The following is a 17,079-nucleotide window of genomic DNA, read 5'->3' on the forward strand; positions in this document are numbered from 1 at the left end:
TCTCAGTGGAGGTTCGGCTGGGGGCCGCGGCCCGCTTCGTCGATCGTGTAGCCGCGCTCGAACCGGTCGAGCCGCATGAAGCGGGAGACGTGATGCGTCTCGTTTTTGGCGATCAGGTGGGCAAAACAGAAACCGGAGGCCGGCGTCGCCTTGAAGCCGCCGTAGCACCAGCCGCAGTTGAGATAGAGATTGTCGACCGGCGTGCGGTCGATGATCGGCGATCCGTCCATCGACATGTCCATCACCCCGCCCCAGCTTCTCAGCACCTTGGCACGCGACAGGCCGGGGATTAGCGACACCCCCTCCTCCATCGTGTGCTCGACGGTCTGCAGGTTGCCGCGCTGCGCGTAGGATGAATAGAAGTCGATCTCGGCGCCGAACACCAGCCCGCCCTTGTCCGACTGCGATATGTAGAAATGCCCGGCGCCATAGGTGATCACGTGGTCGACCACCGGTTTCAGCCCTTCCGAGACGAAGGCCTGCAGCACATGCGTTTCGATCGGCAATTCGAGATCGGCCATCCGCCCGACGGTGGTCGTATTGCCGGCAGCCGCGAGCGCCAGCTTGTTGCAGCCGATAAACCCCCTGGTCGTTTCGACGCCGACCACCAGCCCGTTTTCGCGGCGGATGCCGGTCACCTCGCAATGCTGGATCAGGTCGACGCCGCGTGCATCGGCACCTCGGCCGTAACCCCAGGCGACCGCGTCATGCCGCACCGTGCCGGCGCGCTTCTGGTAGAGAGCGCCCATGATCGGGAACCGGGCGTGGTCGAAATTCAGATAGGGCGCTTTCCGGCGCACCTGTTCGCGGTCGAGCAGTTCGGCATCGACGCCATGGATGCGCATGCCGTTGCCCTTGCGGGCATAGGCGTCGCGCTGGCCGTCGGAATGGAAGAGGTTGAGCATGCCGCGCTGCGAGACCATGGCATTGTAGTTGAAATCCCGCTCCAGCCCTTCCCAGAGCTTCAGCGAAAATTCGTAGAACGGGTTGTTGCCTTCGAGCAGGTAGTTGGAGCGGATGATCGTCGTGTTGCGCCCGACATTGCCCGAGCCGAGATAGCCCTTTTCCAGCACCGCGACGTTGGTGATGCCGAATTCCTTGGCAAGGTAATAGGCGGTCGCCAGACCATGCCCGCCGCCGCCGACGATGATCACGTCGTAATGCGGCTTCGGCTGCGGTTCGCGCCAGGCGGGCTTCCACATCCGGTTGCCGGAGAGCGCTTCCTTGAAGATCGAATAGGCCGAATAACGCATGCTTTTCCCTGTCTCTCGCCGCGCTCACATTCGCATATGCGAGACAAAGGACAAGCGCAATCAGGACATCGAAGGGCCTGCATGCGACGAAACGCCCAGGCGTTGCGCCAAAGGCACGGAGCGTCGAAGCGAGCATGTTTCCCGAGGGTCGTTTCAGGGTTTTCAAAGGCTTGGCTGCTTCCGCCTCCCCGCCTGCGTCATCGGCCTTAGACTCGCGATCGACCGAACGGAGACAACCATGGCCGATACGACCGCAAACCTCGACATGCCCTTCATCCTGCCTTCGCAGGCGCAGAAACACGTGACCCACAACGAGGCGCTGCTGCGGCTTGACGCGCTGGTGCATCTCACCATCCTGGCGGAACTCGCAAACCCGCCAGGCGCGCCGGCGGAGGGCGCCTGTTATCTGGTCGCGGCCGCCCCGACCGGCGCCTGGGCCGGCAAGACGGGACGTGTCGCTTCCTGGCAGGACGGCTATTGGGCATTTCTGGTCCCGCGTATCGGCTGGCGCGCCTGGTTCGCCGCCCCCGAAAAGCTCAAGGTGTTTTCCGGCGCGCTCTGGCAGGACATTCCCCTGCCCGCCACGGGCCGCCTCGAAGAACTCGGCATCAATGCGACGCCCGACAGCACGAACCGCCTCACACTCGCCTCGCCGGCAAGCCTGTTCAACCACGCCGGCAACGGCCACCAGATCAAGGTCAACAAGGCCGCCTCCGCCGAAACCGCCTCGCTGCTCTTCCAGTCGAACTGGACCGGTTATGCGGAAATGGGCCTCGCCGGGAATACCGAGTTCTCCGTCAAGGTCAGCGACGGGACGACCTGGAAGACCGGGCTGTCGATCTCGCCCACCGGCCGTGTCTCGCAACCCAACCAGCCGGCCGGCCGCGCTTACCGCACCGGCACGAGTTTCACCCCAACCGCCGGCCAGCAGAGCGGCTTCACCACGCTTGCCCTCGATCGCGGCGGCCTTTCGCTGGGCGTTGCGGTCGGCGGCGGCGGCAACCGGGTCGTGGTGCCGGCCGACGGCCTGTACCTCGTCGCCCTCAATCTCGCGATCCTTTCCTCGTCCGGCCATGCGACCAGCCTGATGCTCAATGCAACGGAGACACTTGTTCTGTTGAACGGCGCAGCCGGTGGAGCACAAATACAGTCCGCAACGGGAATTTTTTCCTTCTCCGCCGGGGATTACCTGACCCTCGGGCATTCGGGAACGGCGCAACTGGAGTTGGGCGCCGGAAAAACGGAGTTGTCCTTGGCGATGTTGTCATAACAGCGATTTCTAAAACTCTATTCATTCTTAACGGACGGTTAACTTGGGTGATGACTCGCGACTGGAGGTATTCTATTAAGAGCTGCCGTCGCCCTCAGGGCTTCGGGTATGGGGTGGGGTGGCCGGTTTGAGTGTTCACGATCTGCATGACGACACCGCCGACGGGTCGAGCGGCGGGCGGTACATCGAGCCTTCGTCAATCCTCGACCGGCATTCGCATCTACCCCGTAGATCCGGCGACAGCCTTCGAACGCAGCTCGTCGCAAAGCGGGCGATCGACATCGGCGTATCGCTTGCGGCACTGATCCTGCTCCTGCCTCTGATGCTGCTCGTCGCGCTGGCGATTCGCATCGACAGCGACGGGCCGGCCCTCTTCACCCAGATGCGCTGGGGCAAGGAGAGCCGCAGGTTCCGGGTCTACAAGTTTCGTTCGATGCGCACCGATCTCGGCGATGCAAGAGGGATTGCGCAGACCGTCCAGAACGACGCCCGCATCACCCGCGTCGGCAGCTTTATCCGCAAGGCGAATATCGATGAACTGCCGCAACTCCTGAATGTCCTGAAGGGCGACATGTCGTTGGTCGGCCCGCGCTGTCACGCGATCGACATGCTGGCCGCCGGCATCCCTTACGAGAGCCTGGTTTCGGATTATCATCGCCGCCATTCGATGCGGCCGGGCATGACCGGTCTGGCACAGATGCGCGGTCTTCGCGGACCGACGGATCGCCCGGGCAAGGCGCGCGCCCGTATCGCGTGCGACCTCCATTACATCGACAATTTCTCTATTCTGCTCGACCTGCGTATCATGATCGGCACCCTGCTCGCGGAGTTTCGTGGCGGGAAAGGCTTCTGATCAGCAGCTTTCAATCGGCCGACAAATCGCCGAAACACCGCCTTTTACGGTACAAGTAGCCCTTTTTCGTCCTGTCCGGGGACGCGCGGCGCGATTGTTGCCATAGTTGGAACAAATGCTACGGCCTGTTTAGTCAAATATTAAAACTGGGCGGCTAGGCTCACCGACGTGGTCTTGCGTTGTGTAGAGAGTTCAATGACCGAATTGATACGTCCCCGAGTAAAATATGTCATCGGCCCCGATGGCAGCCCCTTGACGATCGCCGACCTGCCGCCGGCCAATACGCGCCGCTGGGTCATCCGGCGAAAGGCAGAGGTGGTAGCCGCGGTTCGCGGCGGCCTGTTGAGCTTGGAAGAAGCCTGCGAGCGTTATACGCTTACCGTCGAGGAATTCCTCTCCTGGCAGTCCTCCATCAACGATCATGGCCTGGCCGGCCTGCGCACCACGCGCATCCAGCAATATCGTCACTGACCCCGAATTCGCGGGGGCCAGCCCCGCACCAGAAAACAAAAGGTGCCGCTGCCACGAACGCAACGGCACCTTTCGGTTTCTGAATACGGCTCAAGTCTGCCCGGATCCGATCCGGGACAGCGACGGCAGCACCCCGGCGATGATGGCCGAGGCGGCGTAGAACCAGAGGCCCGGCTGTGAGACCGCAACAGCCAGGCCGCTGCTCTTCGCGGCAAAGACGACGATCGCCACCAGCATCACGTCCATCATCGACCACTTCGAAAGATGCGGCATCGCGCGGCGGAAAAATCCCGCCTCCGCCGCCCGTCCGGAGAACTGCACCGTCAGCCCCGCCAGCTTGACGATCGGAAAGACGATCGAAAACAGGCCGACCACCAGCGACAGTGCCACATCCCCCTCCCGGAAAAGCGCCGCGACGAGCTCCAGCAGGGACGGCGTCTCGCTGAAAAAATAGAGCCGCTCGAAACGGATGATCGGCAAAAAGAGCCCGAGCGCCAGAAAGATCGCGGCCAGCGCAAGAAGAAGCGGCCGCAGCAAGTTCATCGCTTTCTCCGTTGACGATGTGTCACCCTTGGGCGACCGACCAGGCTATTTCCCTTCGGTCTGCTCCGTATTACACCATCCGCAAACGGACGAAAGCGGAACAATCATGAACATTACTCTGGAAGAAAACCGGTCGGGCGGTCGTTATGTGGCCGAAGTCGAAGGTCACTTTGCCGAAATGACCTATTCGCGCGCGTCGCCGGAACTGATCATCGTCGATCATACCGGCGTTCCCGACGAGCTTCGCGGCAAAGGGGTCGGCCAGGCCTTGGCATTGCATGCGGTCGAAGAAGCCCGCAAGGGCGGCTGGAAGATCATTCCGCTCTGCCCGTTCTTCAAGGCCCAGGTGGAACGCCACCCCGACTGGCAGGACATTCTTCGTTAAGGGGCAAGCCCGAATCACGAACGTTAACGAGAACCAAAAAACGCAAATGGGCCTGGCGCCGCGGCACCGCCCCAGATTATGGCATTTCCGTCGTTGATGCCGCCCGACTTTGTTAAGCCCGGGCGCGCATTCCGCCATCGCGCTCTTCGAGCGCCGAAGCCTTGGCAAATTCGGCTTCCGCTTCCTCGAGCGCCAGTTCCGCGCTCTCCTCCTGGACCTTCAGTTCGCGAATCGAGACCTGAAGATTGTCCGCGCGCTGGCGGGCGGCCTTCGCGAAGGTCGGATAAGCGAAGTGATTCCGGTCGGTAATCCCGGATTTCTTCTCTTCCAGAGTGATCTGATGCTCGAGTTCTTTAGACATTCTCTCGAATTCGGCCATCATCATCTGCAATTGCTGCAGTTGACGGCGCTTTTCGGTAACCTGAAAGCTTTTCAGGCGAACCATGCTGTCACGCGACTTCATACGCAATACTCCGTGGATAGCGAGACCCAGGCCCGTGTATCCGGATTGGTACACTCCGGATCAAAAAATTCTCGCGGCGTTAATAAATTAGGCGTCGCGTTAACCTTTCGTTTACGGGCATCATTAATGATAAACCGGATCGTTTAAGGGTCGGTAAATGCCAGGGCCTAAATTGGCCGCGACAATGTATGAGTCGAATGAATCACTTAGCGGAATTTCCTCATCCGCGGATTCAATCCTGGTGATGGCCAAACTTGAAGGGAAAACAGGTTGCTACTAATTTTGCTTAACGAAATGATGAACCTTGCCAGGTTAAATCATAATTTGTTAACCATTTAGTGGCAGCTTCCAAATCAGGCTCAGTCTGGATCCGTATCGAGTAAGGGGGCAAAGATACCTTACGCGGCGGTAAAGGGGAAAAATATGCGGGTTCTACTCATCGAAGATGACAGCGCGACTGCCCAGAGCATCGAGCTAATGCTGAAATCGGAGAGCTTCAACGTTTATACGACCGACCTCGGAGAGGAAGGCGTCGATCTCGGCAAGCTCTACGACTATGATATCATTCTCCTCGACCTCAACCTGCCCGACATGTCGGGCTATGAAGTGCTTCGCACCCTGAGGCTTTCGAAGGTCAAAACACCGATCCTCATCCTGTCCGGCATGGCCGGCATCGAAGACAAGGTTCGTGGTCTCGGTTTCGGTGCCGACGACTACATGACCAAGCCCTTCCACAAGGATGAACTGGTCGCTCGCATCCACGCGATCGTCCGCCGTTCCAAGGGTCATGCCCAGTCGATCATCGTTACCGGCGAACTGATCGTCAATCTCGACGCCAAGACCGTCGAAGTCGGCGGCCAGCGCGTTCACCTGACGGGCAAGGAATACCAGATGCTGGAACTCCTCTCGCTCCGCAAGGGTACCACGCTCACCAAGGAAATGTTCCTGAACCACCTTTACGGCGGCATGGACGAACCTGAACTGAAGATCATCGACGTCTTCATCTGCAAGCTGCGCAAGAAGCTCGCAAATGCCGCCGGCGGCGCAAACTATATCGAAACCGTCTGGGGCCGCGGCTACGTGTTGCGCGAACCGGAAGCGGATTACGCCGAAACCGCCTGAGCTGCCGCCTGAGAATCCCCTTATCGAAAACGTCCGCCTGGCCAGCCAGGCGGACGTTTTGTTTTGACCGGCCTGCGGACCCAAAACGAAACGTCACGGTAAAGGAAAGGCGGCGGCGGGGCGGGCCACCACTTGTCGAGCGGATGCAGCAGCTTTGAGAATCAGGCCGCCTGCGCCAGAGCCGAGAAGACCGAAGTCAGGATCTTGCGATCAAAGGGCTTCAGCAGGAAATCGTCCGCACCGGCGCGCTTGCCGGCCATCATCTTCTTCAGGTCCGCTTCGATGACGCAATAGAAGATGCGCACACTCTTGCCGTTCGGCATCGCCCGGATGTTGCCTATGAGTTCGAGCGCGCCTTCCAGCGCCGCATCGACGATCAGGAAATTGGGAAGCTCGGCATTGCAGCGCATCGAGGCCTCGCGCGCGGTGCCGGCCTCGACCACGAGGAAGCCCAGTTCCGACAGGATTCGCTTGCCGACCGTGCGCACGATGTCCGATCCGTCGGCAATCATTAAACGCTGCATCATGTCCCCCTGACGCTGAACCCGCTCTGGTTCCGAGCATCTATCATTAGGGGGATGGCGCTAATGAATGGTTACCCTCGGGCACCAAACAACCACAGATCGTTTCAAGCGGCCACGGTCTCGGCGATGAAGACGATCTTGTCTTCCGAAACCACGTGGCTCAGTTCCATGCCGGACTCTTCGGCGAGCAGCACCGTGTAATAGGGCTGGATCGAATGGGCATCGATCGGCTCTTCGAGCGTACCGCTGGCGATCTCGACGAACTTGGCTGGCACGCGCATCATCCGTCCCTTGATGGTGAGGATGAATTTCGCGTCGTACTCCGGATTTTCCAGCGTCACGTCGACCGAGCCGCCGCGGGGAATGCCGGCATAGGCGACGAGGAAAAGGTTGAGGAGCAGCTTGACCCGGTTCTTGGCGATGATCGCCCGCGGGCCGTTCCAGGTGACCTCGGTCTTCTTTTCGGCGATGGCGAAATCCTTGGCGGCCTTCTCGGCCTCGCCCGTATCGATCGAGGCGCCGACCGAGCCGGAAGCACCGAAGGCTAGTCGCGCGAACTTGAGGCGCACCGATGCATTGAGCGCCGAGGTGCGGATGAGGTCGAGCGCGTCGCTGTCGGCGGCACCTTCGTCGAGAAGCTCAAGGCCGTTGTTGATCGCGCCGACCGGGGAGATCACGTCATGACAGACGCGGCTGCACAGAAGTGCCGCGAGATCTGGCCCGGCGAGGGTAAGATTCGGATTCTTCGGCATGTAGGTCTCCTGTTTGGGAATGCCCCCCCCGGTATTCGCCTTGCCATCTGAAGGTTGCGCGAGGGTGGAGCAATGTTCCTGGTCATAATGACACCATATTTGGTAAACCGATTATTAAGATCATGGCCCCAAAATGGCCGAGCCTTAAGCATGACGCAAAAGGCGTGCCCCTGGATGATACAATCATGGATCTGACAATGCGCATCCACACCCCTTCCGCCCTCGCCCGCTTTGCTGCGACGGTGTTTGCCGTGATCGCAGCCGTGGCGGTCTTCGCAGGCCCGGCATCCGCCCAGCAGGGCTCCAACCAATATTCCGCCCAGGAAATCGTCGATGCCGGCCACGGCTTCTTCGGCTCCACCAGCGGTGGCCTCGCCAAGGTCGTGGAGAACGCCTTTTCGCAATACGGCCTGCCGAACGGCTATATTCTCGGCCAGGAAGGCTCGGGCGCGTTCATCGCCGGCCTGACCTATGGCGAGGGCGAACTTTATACGAAGAACGCTGGCCAGCATCCGGTCTTCTGGCAGGGCCCCTCGCTCGGCATCGACTACGGCGGCCAGGGCACCCGCGCGATGATGCTGGTCTACGACCTGCCCTCGGTGAACAGCCTTTATGCCCGATTCGGCGGCGTGTCGGGCTCCGCCTTCGTGGTCGCCGGCGTCGGCATGACGGTGCTGCGCAACAACAATATGATTCTCGTGCCGATTCGCACCGGCCTCGGTGCTCGCCTCGGCATCAATGTCGGTTATCTGAAGCTGACCCAGTCGCCGACCTGGAACCCTTTCTGAAATTTGCCATTGTCCTCTCCACAAAACGGAGGGGATTTGATGTTTTTCACCACAGCGGCCGGTAATCCGGCCTTCTGCCAGAAGGGCGCTTGCCGGTTGAATGTGACCATGCTTAAACAGCCTGCGCATTCCCATCCAGACCGCGAAACGGCCGCATCGTGATCCAATTTGCTCTTCTGTTCGGCTTGGGTTTCCTGAGCGCAGCACTTGCGGTGATGCTGATTGCCCCGGCGGTCCACAATCGCATCGTCCGCTACACCGAAAACCGCATCAAGGCGACGCTGCCGATCAGTCCACAGGAAGTCCGCGCCCAGCGCGACATGGCACGCGCCGTCTATGCGGCCGAGAATGCCCGCACCAAGCAGGAACTCATCCAGGAAAGAGACAAGGCCGTCGCGCTGCAGATCAGGAGCGACAGCCTTGCCGAGGAGGCCAAGCAGCTTGTCTCCGAGATCACCGACCTGCGCGCCCAGATCGACACGATGGATGTCGAGGCGGCCGACGCCCGTTCGCGCCTGCGCCAGGAGGACAGCTATATCCAGCAGTTGAAGGCGGCGCTCGAAACCGCCGAGGAAACGGTCGCTGCCAAGGATCTGGAGATCGAGAAGCTGCAGCAACGCCAGCTGCTGATGATCGCCGAGGCCGACAATTTCCGGATCGATCTTTCCACCCGCGACACCGAGGTCGAAAACCTGAAATTCCGGGTCACCGCCTTGCGCGACGAACGCGATACGCTGCGCAACGATGTCCGGCAGCAGACGGCCCGCGCCAAGGACGCCGAGGCACGGCTTGCCCAGGAAGAGCATCGCGTCCAGCGGCTCGAGGACAAGCTCGCCAAGGAAATCGCCGACCGTGCGGACAGGGAGACGGCGCTGGAACGCCGGCTTGCCGAGATCGCCCGCCTGCGGGACAAGCTGAAAGGCGCCAGCGCCGAAGCGCGGGATTCCAGTCGCGCCCTTCGCGATTCGGCGGCTCTGCGCCCCGTGATAAAAGCAACGCCGAAGAAGAAGATCACTCCGGAGGACATCAACCTGCGCGAAATTCCGCATGCTCCGCCTCCCAGACAAGCCCGGATTGCCGGACAGCCGGACGTCGATCCGGCGGTGGCCCGGATGGCTGAAGACGCCCGCAACAGGGCAACGGCGCTCTCCGAACGCCTGCAGGAGGGTAGCGGCAGCGACGACGCGATCCGCCAGGAGCTCGCCTCGATCGCCGCCAGCATGGTGGCGATGACGGCTGCGTCCGAAGGTTCGGCCTCGCCGATCCACAAGATCCTGTCCGGCAAGTCCGCAAACAGCAACCGGGAAAGCCTCGCCGCGAAGTCGAAGAAGACGCTCGCGACCACGCAGGACGCGAACAACTGAAATCTCTAGAGGCGCCCTTGGGCCATTGCGATCTCGTAGAGCGCAATGCCGGTCGCTGTCGCCGCGTTGAGGCTGTCGAGGCCAGGTGCCTGGGCGATCCGCGCCGATTGGATGCGGGCAAGGACCTGTGCGGGTAGTCCCTCGCCTTCCGTGCCGGTGATCAGTACCATGCGGCCGGAGGGCGGCACATCGCGAATTTCCACGGAACCCGTAGGCGAAAGCCCCCAGACGGCAAAACCGTTCTCCATCAGCACAGCCAGGATATCGGACATCGTGCCGTGCCGCGCATAGGGCACCGACAGCACCGCCCCGACCGAGACCCGCAGCGCCTTGCGGTAGAGCGGATCGCAGCAACTCTGGTCGAGCAGCACCGCATCCGCGCCGAAGGCGGCGGCGTTTCGGAAGATCGAGCCGATATTGTCGTGATTGGAAATGCCGAAGGCTGCGACGACAAGCGCCTTTTCGGGCAGCGTGGCGACCAGTTCGGAGGCAGTCCTCTCCTGCCGGCGGCGGCCGAGCGCCAGCACGCCGCGATGCAGGTGGAAGCCGGCGATCTGATCGAGCACCGCAGCCGAGGCCACGTAGACGGGAACATCCGCCGGAAAACAGCTGAGGATTTCCGCAAGCCCGGCAACCCGGTTTTCAAGCAGCAGGATCTTCTCGGTCAGGAAATCGCCGCCCGAACCATGCGCGGCGGCAAGCATCCTGAGCACCACGGTTCCTTCCGCGATGAACCGCCCTTCGCGGCCCGTCAAATCCCGCTCGCGGATCGACCGGAACTCGGCGATCCGCGGATCGTCCGCGTCATCGATGCGGATCGGTGCCATTATTGCGGTATCGCGACCGTCACATCGGCAACGATGCGGCCGGCGGCGATATCGTAGATCAATACCTTCTGGTCACCGGTCAGCAGGCCGTAGAACAGGATCTGGCTGCCGGAGAGCGATACGCCCTGCACGACGAAGCCGGCGGGCAGTTCCGCGGTGGCCGCAAGCGGCTGGCCTGCCGGCACGGAGAACCCGCCCGTCGAGGCGACAGTCGCGGGCGTGGCAGGCCGCTGCGAGACCTTGTAGACAATGGCGCCAAGGACCGCCATAAAGCAGACGAACAAGATCCCGCCCGAAACGAGTATCAGAAGCACCATTTTCCGGCGGATTCTCTCCATTGCCGGATCAAGCGGCTCTTCCTGTTCCTCGATCTCGGGTTGGGGCATGGGACGTCCTTGTTTCTGCCGAATGTTATCGGAATGATTGAATGAACGATCCCTTTAAAGAAGCCGGGCGCCCAAGGAAAGTCCTCACCGCCTCCGACGAGGCCGAAGGGCGGCTGGATGCCTGGCTGACTTCGGTACTGGACGGCGAGTTTTCGCGAAACCGCATCAAGGCGCTGATCGAACAGGGCGCCGTCAGCCTCAACGGCAAGGTCATCACCGAGCCGAAGAAGAAGATCGCCGCCGGCGACACCGTCGAGATCGACCTTCCCGAACCGGAGGATCCCGAGCCGAAGGGCGAGGATATCCCGCTCGAAGTGCTCTATGAGGACGACGACCTGATCGTCATCGCCAAGCCCGCCGGCCTCGTCGTGCATCCCGGCGCCGGCAACTGGACCGGCACGCTGGTGAACGCGCTGATCTATCATTGCGGCGCCAGCCTTTCCGGCATCGGCGGCGTCAAGCGCCCCGGCATCGTCCACCGGCTCGACAAGGATACGAGCGGCGTCATGGTCGCCGCCAAGAACGATATCGCCCACCGCCACCTCGCCGACCAGTTCGCCGACCATGGCCGTTCCGGCCCGCTGGAGCGCGCCTATCAGGCGGTCGTCTGGGGCCGTCCGCGCGGGCTGAAGGGCACGATCGACGCGCCGCTCGGCCGCGCCGGCGACCGCACCAAGCGCGCCGTGCAGAAGGAAGACAGCAGCGACGCCCGCGAAGCCATCACCCATTACCAGGTGATCGAACGTTTCCACGAAAAGCCGGATGCGACGGCACTCGCCGCGCTGATCGAATGCCGGCTGGAAACCGGCCGTACCCACCAGATCCGCGTCCACATGGCCCATATCGGCCACCCGCTGATCGGCGACCAGGATTATTCCGCCGGCTTCAAGACCAAGGCGAACCTGCTGCCGGACTTTGCCAAAAGTGTCGTCAACCGCTTTCCGCGCCAGGCGCTGCATGCCTTCTTGCTCGCCTTCGAACACCCCCGCACCGGCGAGGTAATGGAATTCGAAGCGCCGATGCCCGACGACATGGCGGAGCTGATCGAAGCCCTGAAGGCATGAAACGGGTGGCCTGAGCTATTGTCGGGGAGTATATAACTCCACGATACTTCAGAGGCACCCCAAGGTTCTCCATGAGCCAGCTCGCCGTCAGAAAGCTCCTCGATACGGACCTGATCAAGGTCCGTGACGTCGTGTGCGGCGGCGAATGCCGGCACCGCAGCGGCGAGGAATGCTCCCATGCGACGACCCTCGTCTTCCCGTATCGCGGCGTCTTCATGCGCCATGTCGGCAGTGACGACACCGTCGCCGAGGCCAACCAGGTGCTGTTCTTCAACTGCGACGAGGCCTATCAGATCAGCCACCCGATCGAAGGCGGCGATTCCTGCCTGAGCATGGACGTGCCCGAAGCGATGCTGGAGGAACTGGTCCCGGCCGAGCACCGCAATCCGAAGGGATCACGCTTCGTCTTCAACAGGCAGCGCCTCAGGATCGACGCCCGCGCTCAGGCACTGGTGGCGCTGCTGCGCCACAGCCTGATCCGCGGCACCGCCGAGACGCTGGAGGCGGAGACGCTCGCGATGACGCTGGTGCGCCGCTCCGTGGGCGTCAGGACCGCCCGCGCGGCGACTGCCAGCACGGGGCGCCAGAAATTGGTGGACCGCGCCAAGCTCGCCCTCTCCTCCGATCTCGCGCGCCGCTGGACGCTCGCCGAGATCGCCAGGGAAGCCGGCGTTTCGCCGGTCTACCTGACCCAGGTCTTCCAACAGGTGGAGGGCACGCCGCTCTACCGCTACCAGCTTCGCCTGCGGCTGGCCCGGGCACTCGACCTGCTCGGCAGCTATGACGACCTGACCGAGCTTGGCCTCGAGCTCGGCTTTTCGAGCCACAGCCACTTCTCCTCCGCCTTCCGCCAGGCCTATGGCCGCACGCCGGCGGAGTTCCAGAGATTTGCGGGCTTGAGATAGCCCCCGGTAAATCACCAGGGGCAAAGTCGCTAAAGATTCTGACAGCGGAAGCCCCTGCCAAAATGCTTTTCTTCTCTCGTAACGCACACATCGGGAGATGCCACCATGAAAGAGAATACCTGCGCCGCCTGCGACTGCGAACTCGATGCGACCCGGATCGCGGTGAAGATCGGCGGCAAGACGGTCGAGGTCTGCTGCGAGGAATGCGCCGAAGCACTGCGGGAAGCGGAAACCGCGACCCGCACGGCGCAATCGGCCGGCAAGTAAACGCCCAACATCGAGGCGGGCGGCAGCCGCCCGCCTCCTGAACACTCAACAACGGCCGCGGATCGGCCGGCATCCTTTCAGGAGAAAAATCATGAAGAACGAGAACCGGGCGGTCTTTGACCGCGCATCGGAACGCTACCACCTTGTCTTTGAACTGCCGCCTCTAGCGGAGCACCACCGGCTGGCGACGGACGATGCACCAGCCATCCAGCCTTCGCTCTTGCACCGCGTGTTCGCGGTCATTGCCGCAAAACTTCGCCAGCGCCGCAACCGGCTGGCGCTGCTCGGACTGAACGATGAGCAGTTGAAGGATATCGGCGTCTCGCGCAGTCAGGCCTATGGCGATGTCAGCCGTTACCGCCGCAGCAACGCCCATCGACTGGAACGCAAATGCCTTTGAAATCGTGTAGAAAACAGGAAACCAAAGACATGCCGAAATAATTCCGAGTCATGATCGGAATTATTTCGGCTGCCAGCAAGTCAAAGCATCGTCAAAGTTTTGCTCTATTTCCACCTATTGCTGCAATGCAAATGAAGGAGCGGCATCGCCAAGATCAACCTCCGGTATAACCCATGCATCGCTCGCGGTGCATTTCAGAAGTCGGACAGATACTGAGGGGCGCGCAAGATATGGACACAGGGCTCCGGAAGTTCATCTTTCGTGACCTGCAGACGATCGAGGGATATATCGATCCTCCCGATGCGCTGGTGTTCCTGTCTCTATTGCAGGCGCAGAAGAATAGCGGGCTGGAAGGCGGCATCGCCGAGATCGGCGTCTTTTACGGACGCTCCTATTTTCTTCTGAAAAAGATCAGCGCCGGCGACAGCATCCTGGCGATCGATCTCTTTGATCTCGGCCAGACGTCGGACGCCGCATCGACGCAATATGCCCGGTTCATAGCAAATGGCCAGCGGTTGGGCTTGGCCGTGGACGAGGAGTTGGTCATCAAGGGCGACAGTACCCGGATGCAGGCCGACGAGATTACCGGTAAGGTCGGCCGCACCCGTTTCTTCAGCATCGACGGCGGCCATACGCTGCAGCACATCGCGTCGGACAGCCGGCTTGCGACGGAGACACTCGCCGACCACGGCGTCATCGCCTTCGACGACACGTTCAACCCGGCCTGGCCGGAAGTGACCGTCGGGGTCGCGGACTTCCTGCGGGAGCACAAGCATATGTTCTCGACCTTCTGCATGACCAAGTACAAGACCTATGTCTGCCGCAACGAGTTCCACGAATTCTATCTGAACGTGATCGCCGAGGCTCCGGATCTCTTCGCCTTCGACCATGTGGAAACCGAATTCCTCGGGTCGAAAGTGGCACGGTTGCACAATCCGATCAGCCGTCGCATGATGTATGAACTGATGGTACGCTCGGGCATGCGGGCCTTTTCGGAACGCGCCTATCGCTGAAATCAACGGCGGCGTATATTACGATATTGTAATGATATAACGCTTCTGTGATGGCTTGAATCACTGTTCTGCCGTACTTATCTGTCACTTGGGTCGGTGCGGGGTCGAGAATGATCCGCGCCGCTTGGCTCGCCTTCAGCATGCACAGCTAGATCAAAAAGGGAGCCGATACATAGATCGGAAAGGGGTGCTTTATGGCCCGCAATACTCTGCCTTCCATTACTGCCGGCGAAGCCGGCCTCAACCGCTATCTCGACGAGATCCGCAAGTTTCCCATGCTGGAACCGCAGCAGGAATACATGCTGGCGAAACGGTATGCCGAACATGCCGACCGGGATGCGGCCCACAAGCTGGTCACCAGCCATCTGCGTCTCGTGGCGAAGATCGCCATGGGTTACCGCGGTTACGGCCTGCCGATCGGCGAAGTCGTGTCCGAGGGTAACGTCGGCCTGATGCAGGCCGTCAAGAAGTTCGATCCGGAGCGTGGTTTCCGCCTGGCAACCTATGCCATGTGGTGGATCAAGGCGTCGATCCAGGAATATATCCTGCGCTCCTGGTCGCTCGTGAAGATGGGCACCACCGCCAACCAGAAACGCCTGTTCTTCAACCTGCGCCGGTTGAAGGGCAAGATCCAGGCGATCGACGAAGGTGATCTGAAGCCCGACCAGGTGGCCGAAATCGCCACAAAGCTGAACGTCTCCGAGGAGGAAGTGGTTTCCATGAACCGCCGCCTTTCGGGCGACGCTTCGCTGAACGCGCCGATCCGTGCCGCCGAAGGCGAAGCCGGCCAGTGGCAGGATTGGCTGGTGGACGACCACGAAAGCCAGGAAGCCGTGCTCATCGAGCAGGACGAGCTCGATACGCGCCGCCGCATGCTCGCCAAGGCGCTGAGCGTTCTGAACGACCGCGAACGCCGCATCTTCGAGGCCCGTCGTCTTGCCGACGATCCGGTAACGCTGGAAGAGCTTTCGGCCGAGTTCGACATCAGCCGCGAACGCGTCCGCCAGATCGAAGTCCGCGCCTTCGAAAAGGTGCAGGAAGCGGTCCAGAAGGAAGCGCTCGCCCAGGCGAACGCCCTGCGCGTCGTCGACGCATAAATCCGGCTCCGCGCCGACATCAAAAAGGGGCTGCTTCGGCGGCCCCTTTTTTTGGCGTCACGACAGGGGCCACGCTTGGTGGGCCTCCTGCAGTGCCAAATATCTCCCTGAAACATTCCGGACGCTTCAACCGTCGCAAAATATCCCGATTTTGCCTCGCAGATATCCGATGCAGAACCCGCCGATACCCGCGGTCTGCGACAGTCCCATTGGAAGGATATTCATGGCCGATATTTCGAACAAATTACGGATTTGCGTTTTGTTTGGTGGGCGTTCGGCGGAACATGACGTATCGGTGCTTTCCGCCACCAACGTCATGAATGCGCTGGATCCGGAAAAATACGATGCCGTCCCGGTTTTCGTCACGCACGCGGGACGGTGGCTGCTCAGCGCTTTCAAGGACGGTGCGCTCGCAAAACCTGCGAGCGGCACAGAGCTCTGCTTCATTCCCGGAGGAAAGGGGCGGGTAATTGCGTCGCCCAAGGATGCTTCTCCCTATGAACTGCCGAGGATCGACATCGTCTTTCCCGTCCTGCATGGCCTTCATGGCGAAGACGGAGCGGTTCAGGGACTGGCCGAGGTGGCATGCGTACCGCTAGCAGGCTGCGGCATCCCCGGCTCGGCGAACGCCCTCGACAAGGATATCGCCAAGCGATTGTTCAACGAAGCGGGCGTCCCCGCGGCACGATCGGTCACGATCCATAACGGGGCGGCGCCAAGCTTCGAGGAACTCGAGCAGGCGCTCGGTCTCCCCATCTTCATCAAGCCGGCCCGCCAGGGATCCTCGGTGGGGGTCAGCAAGGTCTCGACCAGGGCGGACTATCAGGCAGCGCTTTCCGAAGGCTTCCGCCACGATCGCAAGCTGCTGGCCGAGGAGTTCATTCGTGGCCGCGAGATCGAGTGCGCCGTGCTGGAGGATCCCGAGGGCGAGCTCTTCGTGTCCAGAACCGGGGAAATCATCCCCGCCGAAAGCCATGGCTTCTACACTTATGACGCCAAGTACATCGACGGCGACGGGGCTGTGCTGAAAGTACCGGCAGAGTTACCCAAGCAGGTCGAGGATGAAATCCGCGCCATTGCCAGGACGGCGTTTCGCGCGCTCGGCTGCGACGGCATGGCGCGCGCCGACTTCTTCGTCACGCCGGATATGCAGATCCTCGTCAACGAACTCAACACGATCCCCGGTTTCACCAGCATCAGCATGTACTCCAAGCTTATGGGAGTGAGCGGCGTCAGCTATTCCGAGATCATCGACCGCCTGGTCGAACACGGACTGGCGCGCGCAGACAGGTCCCTATAGGCCTCAGGCAGGAGTGTCGCGAACCCCGGGTT

At 61.3% G+C, this 17,079-nt stretch carries 21 protein-coding genes; 14 read left to right on the forward strand and 7 right to left on the reverse strand.

Going from position 1 to position 17,079, the window contains the following annotated elements:
• Window positions 1–2: 2 nt before the first annotated feature.
• Window positions 3–1,253 (reverse strand): sarcosine oxidase subunit beta family protein, encoded by a 1,251-nt coding sequence (locus tag ACSQ8R_RS13305; protein WP_436253805.1) that lies wholly within the window; start codon window positions 1,251–1,253, stop codon window positions 3–5.
• 238 nt (window positions 1,254–1,491) lie between these two features.
• Between ACSQ8R_RS13305 and ACSQ8R_RS13310 the strand changes: the two genes are divergently transcribed.
• The 3 genes from ACSQ8R_RS13310 (at window position 1,492) to sciP (ending at window position 3,847) form a co-directional block, all read left to right on the forward strand.
• Window positions 1,492–2,523 carry a DUF2793 domain-containing protein gene (locus tag ACSQ8R_RS13310; protein WP_436253806.1) on the forward strand — a complete coding sequence of 344 codons (1,032 nt, stop codon included), beginning with the start codon at window positions 1,492–1,494 and terminating at the stop codon, window positions 2,521–2,523.
• Window positions 2,524–2,707: 184 nt separating this feature from the next.
• Entirely contained in the window at window positions 2,708–3,376 is a 669-nt protein-coding gene (locus tag ACSQ8R_RS13315; protein WP_436255467.1) for a sugar transferase, read from the forward strand.
• A gap of 195 nt (window positions 3,377–3,571) precedes the next feature.
• The gene (gene sciP, locus ACSQ8R_RS13320; RefSeq protein WP_007769470.1) at window positions 3,572–3,847 is read left to right on the forward strand and encodes a CtrA inhibitor SciP; all 276 of its coding nucleotides are present in this window, start codon (window positions 3,572–3,574) and stop codon (window positions 3,845–3,847) included.
• Window positions 3,848–3,937: 90 nt separating this feature from the next.
• On the opposite strand, the gene ACSQ8R_RS13325 is transcribed toward sciP, so the two are convergent.
• Complete coding sequence (locus tag ACSQ8R_RS13325; RefSeq protein WP_436253808.1) at window positions 3,938–4,390, reverse strand: paraquat-inducible protein A; 453 nt, start codon at window positions 4,388–4,390, stop codon at window positions 3,938–3,940.
• A 106-nt stretch (window positions 4,391–4,496) separates the two neighbouring features.
• On the opposite strand from ACSQ8R_RS13325, the gene ACSQ8R_RS13330 reads away from it, so the two are divergent.
• Window positions 4,497–4,775 (forward strand): GNAT family N-acetyltransferase, encoded by a 279-nt coding sequence (locus tag ACSQ8R_RS13330; protein ID WP_436253809.1) that lies wholly within the window; start codon window positions 4,497–4,499, stop codon window positions 4,773–4,775.
• A gap of 112 nt (window positions 4,776–4,887) precedes the next feature.
• Here ACSQ8R_RS13330 and ACSQ8R_RS13335 read toward each other — a convergent pair whose 3' ends face one another.
• Window positions 4,888–5,238, reverse strand: a complete 351-nt coding sequence (locus ACSQ8R_RS13335; protein ID WP_046603647.1) for a hypothetical protein — start codon at window positions 5,236–5,238, stop codon at window positions 4,888–4,890.
• A gap of 423 nt (window positions 5,239–5,661) precedes the next feature.
• Between ACSQ8R_RS13335 and ctrA the strand changes: the two genes are divergently transcribed.
• Entirely contained in the window at window positions 5,662–6,360 is a 699-nt protein-coding gene (gene ctrA, locus ACSQ8R_RS13340) for a response regulator transcription factor CtrA (protein ID WP_110120843.1), read from the forward strand.
• Window positions 6,361–6,521: 161 nt separating this feature from the next.
• Here ctrA and ACSQ8R_RS13345 read toward each other — a convergent pair whose 3' ends face one another.
• Both ACSQ8R_RS13345 and chpT read right to left on the reverse strand, forming a co-directional pair.
• The gene (locus ACSQ8R_RS13345) at window positions 6,522–6,884 is read right to left on the reverse strand and encodes a response regulator (protein ID WP_436255468.1); all 363 of its coding nucleotides are present in this window, start codon (window positions 6,882–6,884) and stop codon (window positions 6,522–6,524) included.
• 104 nt (window positions 6,885–6,988) lie between these two features.
• Entirely contained in the window at window positions 6,989–7,636 is a 648-nt protein-coding gene (chpT, locus tag ACSQ8R_RS13350; protein ID WP_210008658.1) for a histidine phosphotransferase ChpT, read from the reverse strand.
• A 185-nt stretch (window positions 7,637–7,821) separates the two neighbouring features.
• Between chpT and ACSQ8R_RS13355 the strand changes: the two genes are divergently transcribed.
• Together ACSQ8R_RS13355 and ACSQ8R_RS13360 are read left to right on the forward strand one after the other, a co-directional pair.
• Window positions 7,822–8,424, forward strand: coding sequence for a DUF1134 domain-containing protein (locus ACSQ8R_RS13355; RefSeq protein WP_370649327.1), 603 nt, complete (start codon window positions 7,822–7,824; stop codon window positions 8,422–8,424).
• 158 nt (window positions 8,425–8,582) lie between these two features.
• Window positions 8,583–9,788 carry a hypothetical protein gene (locus ACSQ8R_RS13360; protein ID WP_436253810.1) on the forward strand — a complete coding sequence of 402 codons (1,206 nt, stop codon included), beginning with the start codon at window positions 8,583–8,585 and terminating at the stop codon, window positions 9,786–9,788.
• Window positions 9,789–9,793: 5 nt separating this feature from the next.
• Here ACSQ8R_RS13360 and ACSQ8R_RS13365 read toward each other — a convergent pair whose 3' ends face one another.
• The gene (locus tag ACSQ8R_RS13365) at window positions 9,794–10,615 is read right to left on the reverse strand and encodes a TrmH family RNA methyltransferase (RefSeq protein WP_436253812.1); all 822 of its coding nucleotides are present in this window, start codon (window positions 10,613–10,615) and stop codon (window positions 9,794–9,796) included.
• Entirely contained in the window at window positions 10,615–11,001 is a 387-nt protein-coding gene (locus tag ACSQ8R_RS13370; RefSeq protein ID WP_436253813.1) for a hypothetical protein, read from the reverse strand. The genes ACSQ8R_RS13365 and ACSQ8R_RS13370 overlap by 1 nt, the downstream gene beginning before the upstream one ends.
• A gap of 41 nt (window positions 11,002–11,042) precedes the next feature.
• On the opposite strand from ACSQ8R_RS13370, the gene ACSQ8R_RS13375 reads away from it, so the two are divergent.
• The 7 genes from ACSQ8R_RS13375 (at window position 11,043) to ACSQ8R_RS13405 (ending at window position 17,047) form a co-directional block, all read left to right on the forward strand.
• On the forward strand, window positions 11,043–12,065 hold the full coding sequence (locus ACSQ8R_RS13375; protein ID WP_436253814.1) for an RluA family pseudouridine synthase: 1,023 nt from the start codon (window positions 11,043–11,045) through the stop codon (window positions 12,063–12,065).
• Between the two features lie 71 nt (window positions 12,066–12,136).
• Window positions 12,137–12,970: a helix-turn-helix transcriptional regulator gene (locus ACSQ8R_RS13380; RefSeq protein ID WP_436253815.1), complete on the forward strand. Its 834-nt coding sequence runs from the start codon at window positions 12,137–12,139 to the stop codon at window positions 12,968–12,970.
• 105 nt (window positions 12,971–13,075) lie between these two features.
• Window positions 13,076–13,237, forward strand: coding sequence for a hypothetical protein (locus tag ACSQ8R_RS13385; protein WP_436253817.1), 162 nt, complete (start codon window positions 13,076–13,078; stop codon window positions 13,235–13,237).
• Window positions 13,238–13,328: 91 nt separating this feature from the next.
• Window positions 13,329–13,637 carry a DUF1127 domain-containing protein gene (locus tag ACSQ8R_RS13390; protein ID WP_436253818.1) on the forward strand — a complete coding sequence of 103 codons (309 nt, stop codon included), beginning with the start codon at window positions 13,329–13,331 and terminating at the stop codon, window positions 13,635–13,637.
• Between the two features lie 230 nt (window positions 13,638–13,867).
• The gene (locus ACSQ8R_RS13395; RefSeq protein ID WP_436253820.1) at window positions 13,868–14,650 is read left to right on the forward strand and encodes a class I SAM-dependent methyltransferase; all 783 of its coding nucleotides are present in this window, start codon (window positions 13,868–13,870) and stop codon (window positions 14,648–14,650) included.
• A gap of 194 nt (window positions 14,651–14,844) precedes the next feature.
• On the forward strand, window positions 14,845–15,747 hold the full coding sequence (rpoH, locus tag ACSQ8R_RS13400; protein ID WP_436253821.1) for an RNA polymerase sigma factor RpoH: 903 nt from the start codon (window positions 14,845–14,847) through the stop codon (window positions 15,745–15,747).
• A 223-nt stretch (window positions 15,748–15,970) separates the two neighbouring features.
• Window positions 15,971–17,047 carry a D-alanine--D-alanine ligase family protein gene (locus ACSQ8R_RS13405; RefSeq protein ID WP_436253822.1) on the forward strand — a complete coding sequence of 359 codons (1,077 nt, stop codon included), beginning with the start codon at window positions 15,971–15,973 and terminating at the stop codon, window positions 17,045–17,047.
• Window positions 17,048–17,079: the final 32 nt, after the last annotated feature.

The sequence above is a fragment of the Neorhizobium sp. LjRoot104 genome, assembly GCF_964253725.1.
Taxonomy (GTDB): domain Bacteria; phylum Pseudomonadota; class Alphaproteobacteria; order Rhizobiales; family Rhizobiaceae; genus Neorhizobium.

Bases quoted from the DNA above. Each gene is read 5' to 3' on its own strand.
- ACSQ8R_RS13375 (WP_436253814.1), top strand. From the start codon at position 11,043: ATGAACGATCCCTTTAAAGAAGCCGGGCGCCCAAGGAAAGTCCTCACC.
- ACSQ8R_RS13365 (WP_436253812.1), bottom strand. From the start codon at position 10,615: ATGGCACCGATCCGCATCGATGACGCGGACGATCCGCGGATCGCCGAG.
- ctrA (WP_110120843.1), top strand. From the start codon at position 5,662: ATGCGGGTTCTACTCATCGAAGATGACAGCGCGACTGCCCAGAGCATC.
- ACSQ8R_RS13335 (WP_046603647.1), bottom strand. From the start codon at position 5,238: ATGAAGTCGCGTGACAGCATGGTTCGCCTGAAAAGCTTTCAGGTTACC.
- ACSQ8R_RS13355 (WP_370649327.1), top strand. From the start codon at position 7,822: ATGGATCTGACAATGCGCATCCACACCCCTTCCGCCCTCGCCCGCTTT.
- ACSQ8R_RS13405 (WP_436253822.1), top strand. From the start codon at position 15,971: ATGGCCGATATTTCGAACAAATTACGGATTTGCGTTTTGTTTGGTGGG.
- ACSQ8R_RS13390 (WP_436253818.1), top strand. From the start codon at position 13,329: ATGAAGAACGAGAACCGGGCGGTCTTTGACCGCGCATCGGAACGCTAC.
- ACSQ8R_RS13330 (WP_436253809.1), top strand. From the start codon at position 4,497: ATGAACATTACTCTGGAAGAAAACCGGTCGGGCGGTCGTTATGTGGCC.
- ACSQ8R_RS13305 (WP_436253805.1), bottom strand. From the start codon at position 1,253: ATGCGTTATTCGGCCTATTCGATCTTCAAGGAAGCGCTCTCCGGCAAC.
- ACSQ8R_RS13395 (WP_436253820.1), top strand. From the start codon at position 13,868: ATGGACACAGGGCTCCGGAAGTTCATCTTTCGTGACCTGCAGACGATC.
- chpT (WP_210008658.1), bottom strand. From the start codon at position 7,636: ATGCCGAAGAATCCGAATCTTACCCTCGCCGGGCCAGATCTCGCGGCA.
- ACSQ8R_RS13370 (WP_436253813.1), bottom strand. From the start codon at position 11,001: ATGCCCCAACCCGAGATCGAGGAACAGGAAGAGCCGCTTGATCCGGCA.
- ACSQ8R_RS13380 (WP_436253815.1), top strand. From the start codon at position 12,137: ATGAGCCAGCTCGCCGTCAGAAAGCTCCTCGATACGGACCTGATCAAG.
- rpoH (WP_436253821.1), top strand. From the start codon at position 14,845: ATGGCCCGCAATACTCTGCCTTCCATTACTGCCGGCGAAGCCGGCCTC.
- sciP (WP_007769470.1), top strand. From the start codon at position 3,572: ATGACCGAATTGATACGTCCCCGAGTAAAATATGTCATCGGCCCCGAT.
- ACSQ8R_RS13325 (WP_436253808.1), bottom strand. From the start codon at position 4,390: ATGAACTTGCTGCGGCCGCTTCTTCTTGCGCTGGCCGCGATCTTTCTG.
- ACSQ8R_RS13310 (WP_436253806.1), top strand. From the start codon at position 1,492: ATGGCCGATACGACCGCAAACCTCGACATGCCCTTCATCCTGCCTTCG.
- ACSQ8R_RS13385 (WP_436253817.1), top strand. From the start codon at position 13,076: ATGAAAGAGAATACCTGCGCCGCCTGCGACTGCGAACTCGATGCGACC.
- ACSQ8R_RS13345 (WP_436255468.1), bottom strand. From the start codon at position 6,884: ATGCAGCGTTTAATGATTGCCGACGGATCGGACATCGTGCGCACGGTC.